The organism is Arthrobacter sp. 10N44_2 (assembly GCF_056394385.1).
Genome location: NZ_JBFTHT010000024.1, coordinates 1 through 20,857, shown reverse-complemented (window position 1 = coordinate 20,857; position 20,857 = coordinate 1). Strand labels below are relative to the sequence as shown.

Genomic DNA, 20,857 nt, shown 5'->3' with positions numbered 1-20,857 from the left:
CGTTGAAGCTAGTGGCCGGCCGTGCTGCTCGGCGTCGGCGTGGCCGTCTCGGTCGGCGTAGCCGTCTCCGTCGAGGTGGCCGTGCCGGACTCGGTGGGCGCCGGCGTCGGCAGGTACGACTTGTAGTCGACGATTGTGCCGTCCATAACCGGAACCGTGAACTTGGCTTCCTTGTTGGTGCCGTTCTCGGAGATGGTGACATCGAGGACGGCGCCCGGCTTGGCGCCGGCCGGGTTCAGGATCGCGGCGTCGGTGGAGTCGTTGAGCATGGTGTAGGAGTTCTTCTTGACCGGAACCTGGGTCTGCGATCCCTCCGCACCCTTGATGGTCAGCACCACGTCATTGGAGGAGGTGTTGTACACGGCGCCGATCACGCGGCCCGGCTTGTCCTCGCCATCGGAGACGATGATGAAGTTGCGCAGCTGCAGCGCACCGAGATCAGTCCGGGTTCCGTCCGAGGCCGCGTACTGCTCCGTGGTCTGCTGGGCGTTGATGTAGCCGCAGCCGGTCAGGGACAACAGGCCGATGCCAAGTGCAGCCGTTGCCATTGCCAGCTTGCCGCGCTGGCCCCGGTTCATCGCAGTGAAACGCACGTCACGCACTCCTTGAGAGTCTTGAAACATTATTCAGCCATAGCCTAGCCGCAAACGGCCGCAAACAAGGATTCGGCGACTACACACAAGCGCGGCCAAGCGTGCGTCACCGGCGGCGGGACCCGGCTCGGCGGGGGACGGAAACCTCTTGGCAGTTAGGGCCGCAGGCACTATTATCCGCATTCGTCAAGGGGTTTGAGGGGGCGGATTACGGCCATTTTCCCCGGATTCATGCGGTTCCCGGCACCTTTTGATGCCAGTTGTATGCCTTAATCGTGATAAACTGGTCTGCGGGAAAGGGGAATGTCCACATGGTTTTTGAGGTCGGCGAGACAGTAGTTTACCCTCACCACGGTGCAGCCAAAATTGAAGAAATCAAGATGCGCACTGTCAAGGGCGAAGAGAAGATGTATCTCAAGCTCAAGGTGGCTCAGGGTGATCTGACCATTGAAGTTCCAGCAGAAAACGTTGACCTGGTAGGGGTTCGGGACGTAGTGGGCAAGGAAGGCTTGGAGCACGTGTTCGACGTGCTGCGGGCCGAGTTCACTGAAGAACCCACCAACTGGTCGCGTCGCTACAAGGCAAACCTGGAAAAGCTTGCTTCCGGTGACGTCATCAAGGTAGCCGAGGTCGTCCGCGACCTCTGGCGCCGTGATCACGACCGGGGTCTCTCCGCGGGAGAGAAGCGCATGCTGGCCAAGGCCCGTCAGATCCTGATTTCGGAACTGGCACTGGCTGAGAAGACTGATGAAGAGAAGGCTGCAAGCGTTCTCGACGAGGTCCTGGCTTCCTAGCACAGGGCCGGCCCAGCAGGGCCGGCGCAGATAAGAATCGAACCCCGGTGGCGTCAGCCGCCGGGGCTTCTTTTTGCCCTTTTTCAGCGGCCGCCCCCTCCGTTGGGCTATCGGTTGTGGTCCCTTTGAGCGCCCCGGTCCGAGGCGCGGGGACGTAGTCTTGTGCCCATGGATACTGCACCGACGAATACGTCACAGGCGAATACGTCACAGCCCGGTCCCGCCACAGCGGTCATAGTTGTAGCCGCCGGCTCCGGCCAACGCCTGGGCTACGGCATGCCGAAAGCAAAAGTCCCTCTCGGCGGGGACACCATCCTCACCCACGCCCTCCGCGGTGTGGCGGCTGCCGGGATCGCACAGCAGATCTGCATTGCGCTCCCCCCGGGCGACACCGAGTTGCGGGCGCTGTGCCAGGCCTTCACACAGGAGCTTGCGGCCGGACACTCCGGCGCGGCGTCGGGCTCCGGCGTCCGGGCTCCCGTGGTGACGGTCGTCGACGGCGGTGCGGACCGCGCCGATTCAGTCCGCGCAGCGATGGCGGCCCTCCTGCCCAATATCGAATCGGTGCTGGTCCACGACGCCGCCCGGGCGCTGACGCCGGAAGCCGTCTTTCACCGCGTGGCAGCGGCGCTCGGCGCCGGTGCCTCGGCCGTCATTCCGGTGATACCGGTCGTCGACACCGTCAAGACCGTCGAACCGACCACCGGCGACGGCGCCGCGGTGGCCCCCGAACTGGTCACCGGGACAGCGCCCCGGGAATCGCTCCGCGCCGTGCAGACACCGCAGGGATTCGCCCTGAGTACCCTCAAGCGCGCCCACGAAGCTGCCTCCGGGTTCGACGCCGGCCAGGCCGCCCTCGTCACGGACGACGCGATGCTCGTGGAGCTCATCGGGGTCCCGGTCCACGCGGTACGCGGCGCCAGCCAGTCCCTGAAGATCACCACGCCCCTGGACCTGATCCTGGCCGAAGGCCTTCTCGAAGGGCCCCTGGGCTTGCGCTGGGTGGAGGGATGAGCATGTCCACCAACCCGCCAGTCGTTTCCCCGGTCATTCCCCGGACCGGGATCGGCGTCGATGTCCATGCCTTCGCCGCCGAGGACGAGTCGCAGCCGCTGTGGCTCGGCGGCCTCTTCTGGGAGGGGGAGCGGGGTCTGTCCGGCCACTCAGACGGCGACCCCGTGGCCCACGCCGCCGCCGACGCGCTCTTCTCGGCCTGCGGGATCGGGGATCTGGGCACGCACTTCGGTACGGACCGGCCCGAATATGCCGGAGCATCCGGCGTGACCCTGCTGGCCGAGGCCGCCCGGATTGTTCGCGCCCACGGATTCGAAATCGGCAACATCGCCGTCCAGTTCGTGGCGAACCGGCCAAAGTTCGGCCCGCGGCGGGAGGAATCCCAGCAGGTCCTCAGCGCCGCTGCCGCGGCGCCGGTGAGCGTCACAGCCACCACGAGCGACGGGCTCGGGTTCACCGGCCGCGGCGAGGGGATCTCGGCCGTGGCAACAGCGCTCGTGTATCCGGCAGGCTAAGCACCGCAGGTTGGGCGCCGCCGGTTAAGCACCGCCGGCCCCGGTCCCCTACGCTTGAGGGAAGACCCAAGTGAGACACCCGTTCCGAACTGCCAGGAGACCTGCCGTGAAGAAGCTGCTGACCGCCGTCGTACTCGTGGCAGGGACCATGCTGAGCGGCTGTGCCGCCTCCACGACAGCGCCCCAAACGCCTAGCGCCACTCCGAAGCTCAGCGTCGAGGAAAGCTGTAAGTTCCTCAACACCGACACCTTCGTGCCCTCCGGGAGCGCTAAGGAGCAGGCAGGGCAGATTGGCCAGCACTACCAGGAGGTTGCGGACAAGGTAGCGCCGCAGGTGGGCGCCCCGATCCAGCAGATGGCCGAGATCATGAAGCAGGTTGCGGCGAGCCCTACGGGAACCAAGACCGACCAACAGACGGCCCAGCTCACGGAGCAGATCAACAAGATCGGCCAATACTGCAAGTAGGTCGCCGCACCGGCCGTCCCTGCCTGCCGGCCTGCGCCGTGCCGGCAAAGCCGCGGGTCAGGCCCCGGAGCGCCATCGGCTAATCTGGAGCGGTGACCCTGCGCTTTTACGACACTGCATCCGCCGAAGTCCGCGACTTCGTCCCCCTGGTACCTGGCAAGGTGAGCCTGTACTACTGCGGAGCCACCGTCCAGGGCATGCCACACGTCGGCCACATCCGCTCGGCCATCGCGTTCGACCAGCTGACCCGCTGGTTGCAGTACCGCGGCTTCCGCGTGACGGCAGTCCGCAACGTCACCGACATCGACGACAAGATCCTTGCCAAGTCAGCCGCCTCGTTCGGCGCAGACTTTGAAGACGAGCCCGGAGCCCTCCGCAACGAGGAATGGTGGGCCTTGGCCTACCGCTACGAGCAGGAATTCCTCAAGGCCTATGACACCCTGGGTGTCTCCCGCCCCACCTATGAGCCCCGCGCCACCGGCCACATCCCGGAAATGCACACCCTCATCCAGCAGCTGATCGACCGCGGCCACGCCTACCCGGCCCTGGACGACTCCGGCGACGTCTACTTCGATGTACGTTCGTGGTCCAAGTACGGCTCGCTGACGCGGCAGAAGCTCGACGACATGCAGGGCGCCCCTGACGCGGACCCCCGCGGCAAGAAGGACCCCCGCGACTTCGCGCTGTGGAAGGGCTACAAGGACGGGGAGCCGACGACGGCGAGCTGGTCTTCGCCGTGGGGCGCCGGCCGCCCGGGCTGGCACCTCGAATGCTCCGCGATGGTCACCAAGTACCTCGGCACCGAGTTCGACATCCACGGCGGCGGCCTGGACCTGCGCTTCCCGCACCACGAAAACGAAATGGCGCAGTCACAGGCGGCAGGCCACGGCTTCGCCAACTTCTGGATGCACAACGGGATGGTCACCTACGCCGGCGAGAAAATGTCCAAGTCCATCGGCAACACCGTGAGCCCGACGGAAATGCTTGAGATCGCCCCGCCGCGCGTTGTCCGGTACTACCTCGGGCAGGCGCAGTACCGCTCGGTTCTGGACTACCAGCCGACGTCCCTGCAGGAAGCGGCCGCCGCCGTCGAGCGGATCGACGGCTTCCTCAGCCGCGCGAGCCGGGTCCTGCCCGACCCGGGACCGGAGGCATCCGCTGGTTCTGTCCCGGAAGCTTTTGGGGTGGCCATGGACGATGACCTCAACGTCCCGCAGGCCCTCGCTGTCCTGCACGACACCGTCCGCGCCGGCAACACGGCTCTCACCGACGGCGACCTTGACGCCGCGGGCCAGGCGCTGGCCAGCGTCACCGCCATGCTGGACGTCCTCGGCCTCAACGCCACCGCAACGCCGGCGGCCGACGAACAAGCCAACACCGCCCTTGGCGTCCTGGTCGAGGCTCAGCTGGAGGCGCGCGCCCACGCCCGGGCCGCCAAGGACTGGGCAGCGTCCGACGCCATCCGGGACACACTGGCCGCAGCCGGCGTCGTCGTCGAGGACGGCCCGGACGGGGCGAGCTGGAGCATCAAGCGCGGCTGAAGCCCGTTGCCGGCGGCCGGTGAAGTGGGCCGCCGTCGTCCGTTCCGGGCCACCCCGAAATCGTGGATTTTACTCGAGTCAGTAGACTGGAGGTCAGACTTGTCAACGAATCGCGTATTTAAAGGGTGAAACTCATGGCCAACAACGGTCGCCGCTCGGTCAAATTGAAGAAGGGCCCCTCCGTCGGAACCGGCGGTCACGGCCGCAAGGCTCTGGAGGGCAAGGGCCCCACGCCGAAGGCGGAGGACCGCCCCTACCACAAGGCGTTCAAAAACAAGCAGCTCGCCGAACGCTCCGAGGCCAAGCGCGCCAGCGGAAGCCGCACTACCAGCGCCGCCGCCCGCACCGGCCGCTCCGGTCCCAAGGGGCGCGCCACCGAAGAGGTCGTCACCGGTCGCAACTCGGTGGTCGAAGCCCTGCGCGCCGGCATCCCGGCCAAGGCCCTGCACGTCGCCGTCCGCATCGAAATGGACGACCGCGTCAAGGAATCCCTGAAGCTGGCCGCCGAACGCGGCATCCCGCTGATGGAAACCGGCAAGCCCGAGCTCGACCGGATGACCGACGACGCCATCCACCAGGGCCTCGTGCTGCAGATCCCGCCGTACGAATACCAGGACGCGTACGAGCTCGCCGAAGAAACCCTCGCGGCCTGGAAGAAGGGCCACGTAGCCAACGCCCCGCTCTTCGTCGCGCTCGACGGCATCACCGATCCCCGAAACCTCGGCGCGATCATCCGCTCCGTCTCGGCTTTCAGCGGCCACGGCGTCGTCGTCCCGGAGCGCCGCTCCGTGGGCGTCACCGCCTCGGCCTGGAAGACCAGCGCCGGTGCAGCCGTCCGCGTCCCGGTCGCCCGCGCGGCCAACCTGAACAACACGCTCAAGGCGTTCAAGAACATGGGGATCTACGTCCTGGGGCTCGACGGCGACGGCGACGTCTCGCTGCCCGAGCTCACCCTGGCCACCGAACCGGTGTGCATCGTCGTCGGTTCCGAGGGCAAGGGCCTGAGCCGCCTGGTCCGCGAAAACTGCGACCAGATCGTCTCCATCCCGATCGACTCCGCCATGGAATCCCTCAACGCCTCCATGGCCGTCGGCATCTCCCTCTACGAAATCTCCCGCCAGCGCGCCGCTAAGTAGTCCGTGCTCCGGTGGCGGTTCAGTTCCCAGTCACCTGAGTCGGGGTTGGGTTCCGCCGGAACCGCAGTTTTGCCGTCGCTTAGACACCTCCCGACGCTCCGCTCGGCCGCGAGCGGCCTCACTACGCTCTGGTCGGCGATGCGCTCCTTAGCAAAACTCCGCTTCCGTCTGTGACGCTCCCTCACCTTTGTCGGGTGGATGGCAAACGCTCCCTCACATCTTGTGGGGGAGCCTTTGCATTTAAGGCGCGAACAGAAGAGGCCTCTGTCACCTACGCGCGATTCCGCAGGGAGCGTTTGCCTTTAGCACGTGAGACGTGAGGGAGCGTGTGCCTTTAGCGTGCGAAACGTGAGGGAGCGTTCTTTTGCTGAAGTAGTCCCACGGCGGGGCTTAATTCGAGCGGGCGCCGGGGTCCTGCAAAGGAGCGCATCGCCGACCAGAGCCGGATGAGGCCGCCCAGCGGCCGAAGTAGGCGGCGGGAGGTGTCTAAGCGACGGCAGGGCGCCGGTGTCCGCGGGTGGTGACCACAAACGGAAGCAACAAACCGTCAGTATCCACGGAGGTGACTAGGGCGAACGGCTGCGGTGTCTTAGAACCTGTGCCGGTTGGCTAGGACCGGGAGTTTAGCTCGGGCGTCCTTAACTGCGGCGGTGTCCAAGTCCGCGAATAGCAGGCCGGGGGCGCCGTCGAGTTCTTCGAGGACGTCGCCCATGGGGGAGACCACCACGGAGTGCCCGACGCCGGTGGGGGCGGAGCCCTTGACCGGGTGACCCACGCTGGCGGGGTCGCCCTGGCCGCAGGCGAGGACCAGGGTGGTGGAGTCCAGGGCGCGGGCTCGGGCCAGTAGCTTCCACTGCTCGGCCTTGCCGGGGCCGGAGCCCCAGGAGGCGCACACAATGTTGACGTCGGCGCCGCGGTCCGCGTTTTCCGTGAACAGGTCCGGGAAGCGGACGTCGTAGCACGTGGCGAGGCCAAACGTCACGCCGTCGAGCTCGAAGGTGACGGGGGAGGTGCCGGCGTCGACCGTGTCCGACTCGGCGAAACCGAAAGCATCGAACAGGTGGATCTTGTCGTAGCTGGCCTCGAGGCCGCGGCCGGTGACCAGCAGGGTGTTGCGCACCTTGGCGCCGTTGCGGGCGGTGCCGGGAGTGAACATGCCGGCGACGACCACGATGCCGAGCTCCGCGGCGAGGGCGCGGACGCGGGATGCCCACGGGCCGTCCAGCGGCTCGGCGATATCGAGGAGCGAATTGCCGAAGGCCCGCATGGTGGCTTCCGGGAACACCACCAGGTCCGCGCCGCCGGCCTTGGCCTGGCGCGCATAGGCGTCCACGAGGTCCAGGTTTGCGGCCACGTCACGGCCGGTAATGATTTGGGCTAGTGCAACGCGCACAATTACCTCCAACTCGGCGCTCCATTACAGTATGCAGTGCGGCGGTCCGTACACTGCAAAACGTCATGAAAACGAAAACGGGGGCCATTTGTCTGGCCCGGCTAAGCTTTAAGCAATGGTTATGTCTTACATAGATACCGCTTCCACCGTAGACGCTTCGCGGGCGTTTCCGCTGGGGATCAGCGTTCCACATACCGGGTCGCCGGCAGTGGACGATCCCCGGGGCGCGTTCGCCAACGTGGCCGTCTACGCGCCCGGCGTAACCACGCTGGAGATCGAATATCAGGCGCCCGGGGGAACCTGGCAGGTGAAGACCCTGCCCAACGTCACCGACGGCGTCCACCACGGAATTGTTGAGGGCATTCCCGCCGGCTCGCGCTATGGCTTCCGGTCCTCCCCGGAACACGAGGCCCTCCCGCTGTCCATGCCCGCCACGAATTTCGATGCCGTCGGCGAGCAGCCGTTGCTGATGGACCCCTATGGCCGGGCCGTCGACGAACGCGAGGGGCTGATCACCAGCGTCCGGGTCGGCAACGATTTTGACTGGGGTCTGGACCGCAGCCCGCGGGTCCCGTGGCGCAACACGATCGTCTACGAGGCCCACGTCCGGGGCCAGACGAAGCTGCACCCGGACATTCCGGAGGACCTGCAGGGGACGTACGCCGGGATGGCCCACCCGGCCATGATCGAGCACCTGATCTCGCTGGGCGTCACGGCGGTCCAGCTCCTGCCCGTGCATTTCCACGTGGACGAGCCGCACCTGCAGCAGCTCGGGCTAACGAACTACTGGGGCTACAACACGGCCGCATTCTTCGCCCCGCATCCGGGCTACGCCACCGAGGCCGCCCAGGCCGCCGGCGCCCACGCGGTCCAGGACGAGTTTAAGGGCATGGTCAAGCTGCTGCATGCCGCCGGGCTCGAGGTCATCCTCGACGTCGTGTACAACCACACCGCCGAGGGCGGCACGGACGGTCCCACCCTGAGCTTCCGCGGCCTGGGCGAGATGCAGTACTACCGCAACGACGGCCACGGCAGGTACGTGGACACCACGGGCTGCGGCAACAGCCTGAACTTCGGCGAACCCCGCGTCGTACAGCTGGTGCTGGATTCCCTGCGCTACTGGGTGAGCGAGTTCCACATCGACGGGTTCCGCTTCGACCTCGCCGTCACGCTGTGCCGTAACAGCGCCAACGAATTCGATCCGCGGCACCCCTTCCTCGTCGCCGTCGGAGCCGATCCGGTCCTGTCCGGCGTCAAGCTGATTTCCGAACCCTGGGACGTGGGCTACGGCGGCTGGCAGACCGGCCGGTTTCCCGCCGGGTGGGTGGACTGGAACGATCATTTCCGCGACGCCGTCCGCAGCTTCTGGCTCGCCGACCGCGCAGCGATCGACGGCGGCGGCAGCGGCGGCCCGGTGGCCCGCCTCGCGGACGCCCTCTCTGGTTCCGCCCGGCTGTTCGAGTCCTCGGGCCGGTCCCGGCTCGCCTCGCTGAACCTGATCACGGCCCACGATGGCTTCACCCTGGCCGACCTGACGGCCTACGACCGCAAGCACAACGAGGCCAACGGCGAGCAGAACCGGGACGGCCACGGCGATAACCGCAGCTACAACCACGGTTTCGAGGGCCCCACTGAAGACGGCGAGATCCTCGCCCGGCGCGCCCAAAGCAGGCGGAACCTGATGGCCTGCCTGATGATTTCCCAGGGCGTACCCATGATCACCGCCGGGGACGAGATCTGCCGGACCCAGCAGGGGAACAACAACGCCTACTGCCAGGACAATGCACTGACCTGGATCGACTGGACCAGCACCACGGAATCCCATGCGATGCTGCGCACCACCAAGCGCGTCATCCGGCTGCGCAAGGAGTTTCTGGCCAGCCAGCCGCATGATTACCCGGCGCGTGACAACCAGTCCTACTTCCACTGGTTCGATGTGGACGGCCAGCCCATGTCCGCCGACACGTGGCATGACCCCGGCCACCGGGTGATCCAGCTCCTGCTCGGGTCCGACGACGGGCACGTCGACGGCCTCGTGGTGGTCAACGGCGGCGCCGACGACGTCAAGGTCACCCTGCCGCGGCTGAGCAACGAGGACGGCACCGGGCACCGGCTCTTCGAACTCCGCGTGACGACGTCCGAACTCCATGACCGGCGTCAGGGCGCCCGCGTCGCCTCCGGTGAGCGCGACCTCGTCCAGGCCAACACGATCAATATCTACCGCACCTAAACAATTCGAGATTAAGGACCCCATGAAGATTTACTCGGCAGAGACCTGGACCATCGAAGAACTCACGGCGCAAATCGGCGACGCCGGCCGGCGCGCCATGGTGGTCCCCGCCGCCGACACCAAGCAGGCGGTCCTGGACACGTTCGGCGAGCTCCTGGACGTCCCCGAGGACTACGGCACGGACCTGGATGCCCTGCACGATTCGCTGCACGACGTCGCGGATGCCGTGACAGACGACGGCGAGGCCCCTGTCACGTTCATCTGGCAGGTGCCCGCCGCGCTCCGCGCGGACCGCTCCTTCGGCGTCATCTGCGAAACGCTGCAGGACGCCGAAGGCTACGCCGGCAAGAGCCTGGACGTCATCGCCGTCTGCCTCTAAAGAGAGCTAGCACGCCACGCGGTGACGGTCAGGCCGCGGTGACGGTCAGGCGTTGACGATCAGGCCCAGCTCCGCTTTTGAGGCCAGGGCATCGTTCTTGGGGAGCACACGCACGGTGTAGCCGAAGGACCCCGAACGGTCGATCACCAGCGTGCCGCTGAAGAGGTGCCGGCCCTTGCCGAGGTCTTCGGCGGCCTTGAGCTCCGCGACCGTGATGTCCGTCAGCTCGTCGGTGTCCTCGGCCCGGCCGTAGGCCACCTCAACATAGACGTCGTCCGGTGAGAGCTCACGCAGCGCCACGTACGCATTTACCTGCAGCAGATCGCCGATCTGCGGGTCCTCGGAGACCCCCACCGAGTCGACGTGTTCGACCTGGATGTGCGGCCATGCGGCCCGGACCCGTGAGCTCCATGCCGCCAGGGCCTTGGCTTGGGCGTAGTTGTCCGCCACAGCGTGGCGTCCTGCGATCGCGGCGGGCCGGTACAGGACGTTGACGTAGTCCCGGAGCATCCGTTCCGCGGAAACCGCCGGGCCCAGGTGGGACATGGTGTGCTTGATCATCGAAACCCAGTGCGTAGGCACGGCCTGCGGGCCGGGCTGGGACGGTCCGGCAGCGCCCGCGGCGTCGGATACGGTCAGCCCGTAGAACCGCGGCGCCACCTGCGTTTCGAGCAGCTCGTACAGAGCCGCCGCCTCGATGTCGTCGCGTTCCTCCGGGGAGGCGTCGTTGTTGGCGGTCGGGATCGCCCAGCCGTTCTCGCCGTCGTACATCTCATCCCACCAGCCGTCCATGACCGAGAGGTTCAGCGAACCGTTCAGGGCAGCCTTCATGCCGGAGGTACCGCAGGCCTCCAGGGGGCGCAGCGGGTTGTTCAGCCACACATCACAGCCGGGGAACAGGGTCCGGGCCATGGCGATGTCGTAGTTGGGCAGGAACGCGATCCGGTGCCGCACGGCGGGGTCGTCGGTGAACCGGACGAGGTCCTGGATCATCTTCTTGCCGGCATCGTCCGCCGGGTGGGACTTCCCTGCGATGACCAGCTGAATGGGGTGCGTCTTGTGCAGCAGCAGCGCCTTGAGCCGTTCCGGGTCGCGCAGCATCAGGGTCAGCCGCTTGTAGGTCGGCACGCGGCGGGCAAAGCCGATGGTCAGGACGTCCGGGTCCAGGACGGAGTCCGTCCACGCCAGCTCGGCGTCGGCCGCGCCGCGCTTCTTCCACGCGGCCCGGAGCCGGCGCCGGACATCCTCGACCAGGGACACCCGCATCTCGCGCCGCAACGCCCAGAGGTCCTCGTCGGTGACGTTGTAGGCCAGGTCCCACCGGCCCTGCGCCTCCGCCTCGGCACCGAAGTGGTCCCGCGCCAGCGCGGCGATGCGGGGGTCCACCCAAGTGGGGACGTGCACGCCGTTGGTGACGGAGGTGATGGGGATTTCGGAGTGGTCGAAGCCCGGCCAGAGGGCGGAGAACATCCCGCGCGAGACCACGCCGTGCAGTTTGGCCACACCGTTGGCCCGCTGGGCCAGCCGCAGCCCCATCACGGCCATGTTGAACACGAACGGGTTGCCGTCGGCGAAGTCCTCGCGGCCCAGGTCCAGGATCTTGGCCACCGGGACGTCCGGGGCGAGGCCGGCTTCGAAGAAGTGCTGAATCTGGGAGATTTCGAAGCGGTCGATCCCCGCCGGCACCGGCGTGTGGGTGGTGAACACCGTGGACGCCCGCCCGGCGGCCAGGGCCTCCTCCCAGCTCAGCGGCGCCGTGCCGGACATCAATTCCTGGATCCGCTCGACGCCGAGGAATCCGGCGTGGCCCTCGTTGGTGTGGAAGACTTCCGGCGCGGGGACACCCGTGAGCCGCTGGAACTCCCGCAGCGCCTTGACCCCGCCCATGCCCAGCAGGAGCTCCTGCTGCAGCCGGTGGTCTCCGCCGCCGCCGTACAGGCGGTCGGTGATGCCGCGGGCAGCCTCGTCGTTGCCCGGAACGTTGGAATCCAGCAGCAGCAGCGGCACACGTCCGACGTCGGCCCGCCACACGTGCGCCAGCAGGCGCCGGCCCTGGGGAAGCGGCAGGGAGATCTGGACCGGTTTGCCGTTGCCGTCCGGGGAGGCCTCGCGCAGGAGCGTCAGGGGCAGCCCGTCGGGGTCGAGGACCGGGTACGTTTCCTGCTGCCAGGCGTCCCGGGAGAGCGACTGCTTAAAGTAGCCGGCCTGGTACAGGAGTCCGACGCCGATCAGCGGCACGCCAAGGTCCGAGGCCGCCTTCAGGTGGTCCCCGGCCAGGATGCCAAGGCCGCCCGAGTACTGGGGCAGGACCTCGGTGATGCCGAACTCCGGCGAGAAATAGGCGATGCATGCCGGCGCGCCGTCGCCCAGGCTCTGGTACCAGCGCGGCTGTTCCAGGTACTGGTCGAGGTCATCGGCCGCGGCGTGGACGCGCCGCACCACGTCCTGGTCCGCGGCGAGGCGCTGCAGCTCTTCCCGGCTGACCAGGCCCAGGAAAGTCACGGGGTCGTGGGCGCTCTCCGCCCAGACCCCGGGGTTGAGCCCCTCGAAAAGCTCCCGGGTGGGCGGATGCCAGGACCACCGGAGATTGGTGGCGAGCCGGGCCAGCGGCCGGATCGACTCCGGGAGTACGGTTCGGACGGTAAATCTGCGGATTGCCTTCACCAGCGAAACACTAACGGACAAGTCGTTGCCCCGGAACTGCTTTAAGATTCTTTCCCGTAAATGACGGATATCACTCCGACCAGAACCAGAAACCTCCGGAAAACGTTCGAGGCCTTAGCATTCTGGCCGTTTTGTAGATAACGTCGAGGCTGTGACGAATAACTCGCGAACCAGCGCCGTGTCCAAGCAAAAGCCCAAGGCCCTGATCACGGATGGCCTTCGATTTGGCCGCTTTCCGATCACCGCCGTGCAGCCTTCGGTGGAGGGCGGAAAGTTTCCCGCCAAAGCGGTCGAGGGCCAAACCATTGTCGTGGGAGCCACCGCGTTCCGGGAGGGACACGACCAGCTCGGGGTCAGCGCCGTCCTGCTCGACCCACGCGGCAAAGAGCGGCAGCGGGTCCGCCTCGCCCCGCCGAGCGGACCCCGGGGAATGGGCACGGACCGCTGGGAAGGCCTCCTGACCCCGCCCGCCACTGGCAACTGGTCCTTCGTCATCGAGGCCTGGCACGACCGCTACGGCACCTGGCACCACAACGCCGAGGTCAAGGTGGAGGCCGGCATCGACGTCGAGCTCATGCTGTCCGAAGGTGCCGCCCTGCTGGCTGAAGCCTCCGAAGACGCCTCCCGCCCCTCTGGTGACCGCAGAACGCTGCGGATGGCCGTCGTCGTCCTCTCAGATACGTCCCGGACACCCGAGGAACGCCTCGCCGCCGGCTTCGGTGCCGACGTCGCCGCCGTCGTCGAACGCCAGCCCATCCGCGAACTTGTGACGGTTTCCGAGCCCTACCCGCTGCTGGTGGAGCGAACGCTTGCCGGAGCCGGCGCCTGGTACGAATTCTTCCCCCGCTCCGAAGGTGCCGTGCGCAACCACGACACGGGGGAATGGACCTCCGGCAACTTCCGCACCGCCGCGCAGCGCCTCGACGCCGTCGCCGCCATGGGCTTTGACATCATCTACATGCCGCCGATCCACCCGATCGGCGGCCAGCACCGCAAGGGGCCGAACAACACCCTGATCGCCGGACCGCACGATCCCGGTTCGCCGTGGGCCATCGGATCCCACGAGGGCGGCCACGACGCCATCCACCCGGATCTGGGCACCTTCGAGGACTTCGACGCCTTCGTGGCACGGGCCGGTGAGCTGGGACTCGAGGTGGCCCTGGACCTGGCCCTGCAGGCCGCGCCCGACCACCCGTGGGTGCAAAGCCACCCGGAATGGTTCACCACGCGCGTCGACGGCACTATTGCCTACGCGGAGAATCCGCCAAAGAAATACCAGGACATTTTCCCGCTGAATTTCGACAACGACCCCGCGGGGCTGTCCAACGAAATTCTAAGGATTGTGATGCTCTGGGTCAGCCACGGCGTCAAAGTGTTCCGGGTGGACAATCCGCACACCAAACCCGTCTGGTTCTGGGAATGGCTGATCGGCAAGGTCAATAAGAAGCACCCCGACGTCGTCTTCCTCGCCGAGGCGTTCACCCGCCCGGCCATGATGCACGCTCTTGGCCGGGCAGGCTTCCAGCAGTCCTACACCTACTTCACCTGGCGGAACACCAAGGAAGAACTGGAGACGTACTTCCAGGAGGTCAGCCACGAGTCGGCGGCCTACTTCCGGCCGAACTTCTTCGTCAACACCCCGGACATCCTCACCGAATACCTGCAGTTCGGCGGCCCGGCGGCCTTCAAGATCCGTGCCGCCCTGGCCGCGACGGCAAGCCCCATCTGGGGCGTGTACGCCGGCTTTGAGCTCTACGAACACGTGGCGCGCCCGGGCGCCGAGGAGTACATCGACAACGAGAAGTTTGAGTACAAGGCCCGCGACTGGGACGCGGCGGCAGAATCGGGGCGCACCCTGGCCCCGTACCTGACCCGGCTCAACGGGATCCGGCGCGCGCACCCGGCCCTGGGGGATCTGCAGAACCTGACGGTGCACCAGAGCTCGGACAGCTCCACCGTGGTGTTCTCCAAGCACAAGACCCTCGCGGACGGGACCAAGGACACCTTGATCATCGTCGTCAACGTGGACCCGCACGGCACCCGGGAGGGCACGGTGTCCCTGGACCTGCCGGCGCTGGAACTGGACCCGGAGAACTTCACACACAACGGCCGTTTCATGGTTGATGACCTGCTGACCGGCGAGAGTTGGGAATGGGGGGAGTACAACTACGTCCGCCTGGACCCGCACGTCGAGCCCGTTCACATTCTTAGCATCCGGAGGTAGTGCCAGTGAGTTTTAGCCCGCAGAACCCGAGCCAGCACTTCAGCCCGAGGGGGAGCTTTGAATTGAATGCCCCGGGCCTCCAGCACGATCCCCTCTGGTACCGCAAGGCGGTCTTCTACGAGGTGCTCGTCCGGGGCTTCGCCGACGGCAACGGAGACGGCTCGGGTGACTTCCACGGCCTGATCGAGAAACTGGACTACCTGCAGTGGCTGGGGGTGGACTGCCTGTGGCTCCCGCCCTTCTTCCAGTCACCGCTGCGCGACGGCGGCTACGACATCTCGGACTACAACTCCGTGCTGGACGAGTTCGGCACCATCAGCGACTTCAAACGGCTCGTGGCCGAGGCCCATGCCCGCGGCGTCCGGGTGATCATCGACCTTCCGCTGAACCACACCTCCGACCAGCATCCGTGGTTCCAGGAGTCACGCAAGGACCCGGATGGTCCCTTCGGCGACTTCTACGTGTGGAGCGACACGGACGAGAAGTACGAAGACGCCCGCATCATCTTCGTGGACACGGAGGAATCCAACTGGACCTTCGACCCCATCCGCAGGCAGTTCTTCTGGCACCGGTTCTTCAGCCACCAGCCCGACCTGAACTTCGAGAACCCCAAGGTCATTGACGCGCTCTTCGACGTCGTGCGGTTCTGGCTGGACCAGGGCATCGACGGCTTCCGGGCGGACGCCATCCCGTACCTGTTCGAGGAGGAGGGCACCAACTGCGAGAACCTGCCGCAGACCCACGAATTCCTCCGCCAGCTGCGCCGGATGGTCGATGAAAGCTACCCGGGCCGCGTGATCATTGCCGAGGCCAACCAGCCGCCCGCCGAAGTGGTGGAGTATTTCGGCACCGAAGAGGAACCGGAATGCCACATGGCGTTCCACTTCCCGATCATGCCGCGGCTGTACTACGCGCTGCGGGACCAGAAGGCGTCCCCCATCATCGAGACGATGAAGGACACGCCGGACATTCCCGAAGGCGCCCAGTGGGGCACGTTCCTGCGCAACCACGACGAACTGACGCTGGAAATGGTCACCTCCGACGAACGCGCCGCGATGCTCGGCTGGTACGCGCCGGATCCGCGCATGCGCGCCAACATCGGCATCCGGCGCCGGCTGGCCCCGCTGCTGGATAACTCCCGCTCCGAGATCGAGCTGATCAACGCCCTGCTGCTGTCCCTGCCGGGCAGCCCGTTCCTGTACTACGGGGACGAGATCGGCATGGGGGACAACATCTGGCTCGAGGACCGCGACGCGGTCCGCACCCCGATGCAGTGGAACCCGGACCGGAACGCCGGGTTCTCCAGCGCCGACCCGGGCAAGCTGTACCTGCCGGTGATCCAGTCGCTGGTCTACAACTACAGCATGGCGAACGTGGAGGCCGAGGCCGCACATTCGGGGTCCCTGCTGCGCTGGACCCGCCAGATCCTGAGCGTCCGCAAGAACCACCCCGCCTTCGGGCTCGGCGGATTCAAGCATGTGGAGGCTGACCACGACGTCGTCCTCGCTTACCTGCGTGAGCTCCCGGAAGGCAACGCCGCCGGCGAGGACGCCGAGACCATCCTGTGCGCCTTCAACCTCTCACAGCACCCCGTGGCTGCCACGTTGCGGGTGCCGAACTTCGCCGGCCGCGGCCTCCGGGACGTCTTCGGCGGCCAGGCCTTCCCGGCCATCGGCGATGACGGAACGCTGACGCTGACCCTGGGCAGCCACGATTTCTTCTGGTTGCGGATCCGTTCCGCCGCCTCCAACCCGGCATCCCCGTTCACACAGGCGATGCCCGTCCTGTCCATCGAGGGTTGAGATGACGCGACCAGCCCTTGCCCCGGCCTTGAGCGGACTGCTTGGCGCCTGGCTCCCGCGCCAGCGATGGTTCCCTGTCAAGACCGCCGAGTTCACCTTCGAACCGGCGGGCGGCCTGCGCCTTGAGACCGCCGCCGGCGGGGCCACGTTCGAGGTGTTGCTGGTCGCGGTGTCCTACCCCACGCCCGGCGGCAGCCGCACCGACGTCGTCCAGGTGCCGCTCAGTTTCCGGCCAGAACCCCTGCCGGGGGCAGAACGCGCGCTGATCGGCGAACTTCCCGGCACCCGCGCTGATGCCGCCCACCAGTGGGTGTACGACGGCGTCCACGACGCCTCCTTCGTCGCCGCCTGGCTGGAGCTCATGCGGCACGGCGCAACGACGCCGTCGGGCAACGCCACCGGCCACCTGGTGGAGTCCGGCTACCGCCTGCCGTTCGCAACAGGCAAGGTCAAGGTCCTCTCGGGCGAGCAATCGAACAGCTCGGTGATCGTCGACGACGAGGACGGCGGCACAGTCGCCATCGTGAAGTTCTTCCGGGTGCTGTCCGAAGGCCAGAATCCCGAGGTTGAAATCGGTGCGGCGCTGACTGCGGGACACACCGCGGAGGTCCCGGCAACCCTTGGCTGGGTGGCTGGCGAGTGGGAGGTGCCGGCGGCCGCAGCAGGGCCGGAGCCATCAGATGCCCGCCGTCCTGCCACTGTCCGTCCCGCCTCCGGTGAGCTGGCTGTGGCGCACGAATTCCTCGCCGGCGGACTCGATGCGTGGCGGCTCGCCGTGGACGCGGCCAGCCGGGGGATCGGGTTCGCTGCAGAAGCCCACGCGCTGGGCGCGGCCACGGCCACCGTGCACCGCCGGCTCGCCGAGGCTCTGGGCACAGCCGCCGAATCTGCGCCGGGGCAGGACATCGCGCCGGGAGTAGCCGAGCGCGTCCGTCAGTCCTGGGCCCAGGCCGGCCAGGCCGTCGGGCCTTACGAAGAAGCGCTGAACGGTCTCCTCGGCCGGCTCGAGGGCACCAGCGCAGGCCCGCTCCAGCGGATCCATGGCGACCTCCACCTCGGGCAGATCCTGCAGGTGCCCGGCAGCATGGTCCCGGGCGAGCCGGGGGGCCCCCCGCGCTGGGCCATCCTCGACTTCGAGGGCGAGCCCCTGCGCCCCATCTCCGAGCGCAACTTCCCGGACGTCGCCCTTCGCGACGTTGTCGGCATGCTGCGGTCCTTCGACTACGCCGCCGGAGCCGCCGTCCGCGAAAACCCCGGAGCCGTGGTGCCCGGGACCTGGGTGGATGACTGCGCTGAGGCCTTCCTGGCCGGCTACGCCGACGTCATTCCCGGCAGCATCGACCGCGACTCGCCGCTCTTTGTGGCGCTGTGGCTCGACAAAGCCCTCTACGAAGTCATCTACGAACTAAGGAACAGGCCGGACTGGCTCTCCATCCCGGTGAACGCATCGCGTCGTCTCCTCGGCAGTACAGGTTCCGGCGTCGCCGCCGAAGCCGCAGCGGAAGGTATAAAAATGACAGGATCAGCACGTATCGATCGGCCCGGCACACCACTGCCCGTGGATGGCGAGACCCTTGCAAGGGTCTCCAGCGGCGAACACCACGCGCCCCACTCGGTCCTCGGCGCCCATCTCGATGACCATGGCCATGTCACCATCCGGACGGTCAAGCACCTGGCGGAAGCGGTCTCGGTCGTGACGTCGGCAGGTTCGACGCCCATGACGCACGAATCGAGCGGCGTATGGGTGGCCGTGATGGAGCCACTCGAGCGCGGCCATGTGCCGGATTACCGGCTCGAGGTGACCTACAAGGACCACGAGCCCCAGGTCATGGACGACCCCTACCGTTACCTGCCAACCGTCGGCGAAGTAGACCTGCACCTGATCGGTGAGGGCCGGCACGAGCGTCTGTGGGATGTCCTCGGCGCGCACGTGCAGCACTACAAGTCCTCGCTTGGCGACGTCGACGGCGTGTCCTTCGCCGTCTGGGCCCCGAACGCCCAGGCAGTGCGCGTCAAGGGCGACTTCAACGGCTGGGACGGCCGCGAACACTCCATGCGCTCCCTCGGTTCCACCGGTGTGTGGGAAGTCTTCATTCCCGGGGTTGTAGCAGGGGCGTGCTACAAATTTGAACTCAGGACCCGGCACGGATACTGGGTGGAAAAAGCGGACCCGCTGGCCTTCGGCACCGAAGTCCCGCCGCTGACGGCATCCCGGGTGGTGGAGCCCTCTTACGTCTTCAAGGATGCCGAGTGGATGCAGGCCCGCGCCGCCCGCGATCCGCACAACTCGGCCATGAGTGTTTACGAGGTCCACCTCGGTTCCTGGAAGGTGGGGCTGGGCTACCGCGAACTGGCCAAGGAACTCGTGGAATACGTCAAATGGCTCGGCTTCACCCACGTGGAGTTCATGCCTGTGGCCGAGCACCCTTTCGGCGGCTCGTGGGGCTACCAGGTCACCTCGTACTTCGCGCCGACCTCGCGCTTCGGGCACCCGGACGAATTCCGCCACCTCGTTGACGAACTCCACCAAGCCGGCATCGGCGTCCTCCTCGACTGGGTCCCGGCGCACTTTCCCAAGGACGAGTGGGCCCTGGCCCGGTTCGATGGCGAAGCACTGTACGAGCACGCCGATCCGAACCTGGGCGAACACCCGGACTGGGGAACGCTGATCTTCGACTTCGGCCGCAGGGAGGTGCGTAACTTCCTGGTGGCCAACGCCCTGTACTGGCTCGATGAGTTCCACATCGACGGGCTCCGCGTGGACGCCGTCGCCTCCATGCTCTACCTCGACTACTCCCGCGAAGAGGGTCAGTGGCAGCCAAACCGTTTTGGCGGCCGCGAAAACCTGGAAGCGATCTCCTTCCTCCAGGAGGTCAACGCCACGGTCTACAAAACCCACCCCGGCGCGGTCATGATTGCCGAAGAATCCACCGCATTCCCGGGCGTCACGGCGCCCACGAGCGGCGGCGGCCTGGGCTTCGGCCTCAAATGGAACATGGGCTGGATGCACGACTCGCTCAAATACATGGCCGAGGACCCGTACAACCGCCGGTGGCACCACGGCACCATCACGTTCTCGATGGTCTACGCCTTCACGGAAAACTTCCTGCTGCCCATCAGCCACGATGAAGTTGTGCACGGCAAGGGCTCCATGCTGCGCAAAATGCCCGGTGACCGGTGGCAGCAGTTGGCAAACCTGCGCGCATTCCTGGGATATCAGTGGGCCCACCCGGGCAAGCAGCTGATCTTCATGGGCACCGAATTCGGCCAGGAAGCGGAGTGGTCGGAGCAGTACGGCCTGGACTGGTGGCTCGCGGACATCCCGGCACACAACGGCATGCAGCTCCTGACCAAGGACCTCAACGAGCTCTACCGTTCCACGCCGGCACTGTACGAGCGGGACAACCAGCCCGAAGGGTTCCAGTGGATCAATGGGGGAGACTCGGACCGCAATGTGCTGACGTTCATCCGCCGTGACGCCGACGGCAACCCGCTGGTCTGCGCCGTGAACTTCTCCGGCGGGCCGCACACGGACTACCTCCTCGGCGTCCCGGCCGCCGGCGAGTGGCAGGAAGTGCTCAACACCGACGCCGCCAGCTATGGCGGTTCCGGGGTGGAGAACACCGGAACCCTGACCGCGACGAAGGACGGCCTGGACGGACAGCCGGCCATGCTCACCGTCAGCCTGCCTCCGCTAGGGGCCGCGTACTTCAAGCCGCTGGGCTAGGCGCAGCGCCCGGACAGCAGACCTGGCGGGCGTAGGGAAGTGTTTGCGAGAGGCCCGGAATCCCCGTGATTCCGGGCTTTTCTGCACCGTCTTCGGTGCCGCTTTGTCAGCCGGCCCAAGTGGTGGTAGAGTTTATTTCCGCGCTGCTCCCCGGAGTTGAACGGCCACCAAGACCCAGAAGCCTATGGCAAGAATGAGTCTGGATCGCCGATTTGACTAGGGTGAAGCGGTCGGGTAAGTTTGAAAAGTTGCTCCGGAGCGATCCTTGACTGTTTGTTGGTTGTGGTGGTGCCGGGTGTGTCTGTTGTTTGAGAACTCAATAGTGTGCCAAGTTTGTTGATACCAATTTATTGTATTGAATTGGTTGAATTTGCCGGGC

General features: G+C 66.6%; 14 protein-coding genes. 11 read left to right on the top strand and 3 right to left on the bottom strand.

The features are described 5' to 3' along the window. Positions 1 to 8: 8 nt before the first annotated feature. On the bottom strand, positions 9 to 578 hold the full coding sequence (locus AC1DBX_RS19115; RefSeq protein WP_223915304.1) for a hypothetical protein: 570 nt from the start codon (positions 576 to 578) through the stop codon (positions 9 to 11). A 326-nt stretch (positions 579 to 904) separates the two neighbouring features. Here AC1DBX_RS19115 and AC1DBX_RS19110 point away from each other — a divergent pair, with 326 nt between their 5' ends. The 6 genes from AC1DBX_RS19110 to rlmB all read left to right on the top strand — a co-directional run bounded on the left by AC1DBX_RS19110 (position 905) and on the right by rlmB (position 6,059). Further along, entirely contained in the window at positions 905 to 1,387 is a 483-nt protein-coding gene (locus tag AC1DBX_RS19110) for a CarD family transcriptional regulator (protein WP_026266570.1), read from the top strand. 168 nt (positions 1,388 to 1,555) lie between these two features. Next, the gene (ispD, locus tag AC1DBX_RS19105) at positions 1,556 to 2,401 is read left to right on the top strand and encodes a 2-C-methyl-D-erythritol 4-phosphate cytidylyltransferase (protein ID WP_476858135.1); all 846 of its coding nucleotides are present in this window, start codon (positions 1,556 to 1,558) and stop codon (positions 2,399 to 2,401) included. Next, the gene (gene ispF, locus AC1DBX_RS19100; RefSeq protein WP_476932469.1) at positions 2,398 to 2,916 is read left to right on the top strand and encodes a 2-C-methyl-D-erythritol 2,4-cyclodiphosphate synthase; all 519 of its coding nucleotides are present in this window, start codon (positions 2,398 to 2,400) and stop codon (positions 2,914 to 2,916) included. The genes ispD and ispF overlap by 4 nt, the downstream gene beginning before the upstream one ends. 106 nt (positions 2,917 to 3,022) lie before the next feature. Next, positions 3,023 to 3,382 (top strand): hypothetical protein, encoded by a 360-nt coding sequence (locus tag AC1DBX_RS19095; RefSeq protein WP_476874219.1) that lies wholly within the window; start codon positions 3,023 to 3,025, stop codon positions 3,380 to 3,382. Between the two features lie 92 nt (positions 3,383 to 3,474). Then, on the top strand, positions 3,475 to 4,923 hold the full coding sequence (gene cysS / locus AC1DBX_RS19090) for a cysteine--tRNA ligase (RefSeq protein WP_476932468.1): 1,449 nt from the start codon (positions 3,475 to 3,477) through the stop codon (positions 4,921 to 4,923). A gap of 134 nt (positions 4,924 to 5,057) precedes the next feature. Further along, positions 5,058 to 6,059, top strand: a complete 1,002-nt coding sequence (rlmB, locus tag AC1DBX_RS19085) for a 23S rRNA (guanosine(2251)-2'-O)-methyltransferase RlmB (protein ID WP_230010241.1) — start codon at positions 5,058 to 5,060, stop codon at positions 6,057 to 6,059. Positions 6,060 to 6,648: 589 nt separating this feature from the next. On the opposite strand, the gene AC1DBX_RS19080 is transcribed toward rlmB, so the two are convergent. Beyond that, the gene (locus tag AC1DBX_RS19080; RefSeq protein WP_476932467.1) at positions 6,649 to 7,452 is read right to left on the bottom strand and encodes a carbon-nitrogen hydrolase family protein; all 804 of its coding nucleotides are present in this window, start codon (positions 7,450 to 7,452) and stop codon (positions 6,649 to 6,651) included. Positions 7,453 to 7,567: 115 nt separating this feature from the next. Here AC1DBX_RS19080 and glgX point away from each other — a divergent pair, with 115 nt between their 5' ends. Together glgX and AC1DBX_RS19070 are read left to right on the top strand one after the other, a co-directional pair. Continuing rightward, a complete protein-coding gene (gene glgX / locus AC1DBX_RS19075; protein WP_476858130.1) occupies positions 7,568 to 9,682 on the top strand; it encodes a glycogen debranching protein GlgX in 2,115 nt (704 codons plus the stop codon). A gap of 22 nt (positions 9,683 to 9,704) precedes the next feature. Beyond that, complete coding sequence (locus AC1DBX_RS19070) at positions 9,705 to 10,061, top strand: barstar family protein (RefSeq protein ID WP_476932466.1); 357 nt, start codon at positions 9,705 to 9,707, stop codon at positions 10,059 to 10,061. Positions 10,062 to 10,106: 45 nt separating this feature from the next. On the opposite strand, the gene glgP is transcribed toward AC1DBX_RS19070, so the two are convergent. Next, entirely contained in the window at positions 10,107 to 12,725 is a 2,619-nt protein-coding gene (gene glgP / locus AC1DBX_RS19065) for an alpha-glucan family phosphorylase (protein ID WP_476850584.1), read from the bottom strand. A 151-nt stretch (positions 12,726 to 12,876) separates the two neighbouring features. On the opposite strand from glgP, the gene AC1DBX_RS19060 reads away from it, so the two are divergent. The 3 genes from AC1DBX_RS19060 to AC1DBX_RS19050 are packed head-to-tail and all read left to right on the top strand — an operon-like array spanning position 12,877 to position 20,478. Next, positions 12,877 to 14,949, top strand: a complete 2,073-nt coding sequence (locus AC1DBX_RS19060) for an alpha-1,4-glucan--maltose-1-phosphate maltosyltransferase (protein WP_476932465.1) — start codon at positions 12,877 to 12,879, stop codon at positions 14,947 to 14,949. 5 nt (positions 14,950 to 14,954) lie between these two features. Next, positions 14,955 to 16,751, top strand: coding sequence for a maltose alpha-D-glucosyltransferase (gene treS, locus AC1DBX_RS19055; RefSeq protein WP_018774200.1), 1,797 nt, complete (start codon positions 14,955 to 14,957; stop codon positions 16,749 to 16,751). Between the two features lies 1 nt (position 16,752). Next, positions 16,753 to 20,478, top strand: a complete 3,726-nt coding sequence (locus tag AC1DBX_RS19050; protein WP_476932464.1) for a 1,4-alpha-glucan branching enzyme — start codon at positions 16,753 to 16,755, stop codon at positions 20,476 to 20,478. Positions 20,479 to 20,857 lie beyond the last annotated feature (379 nt).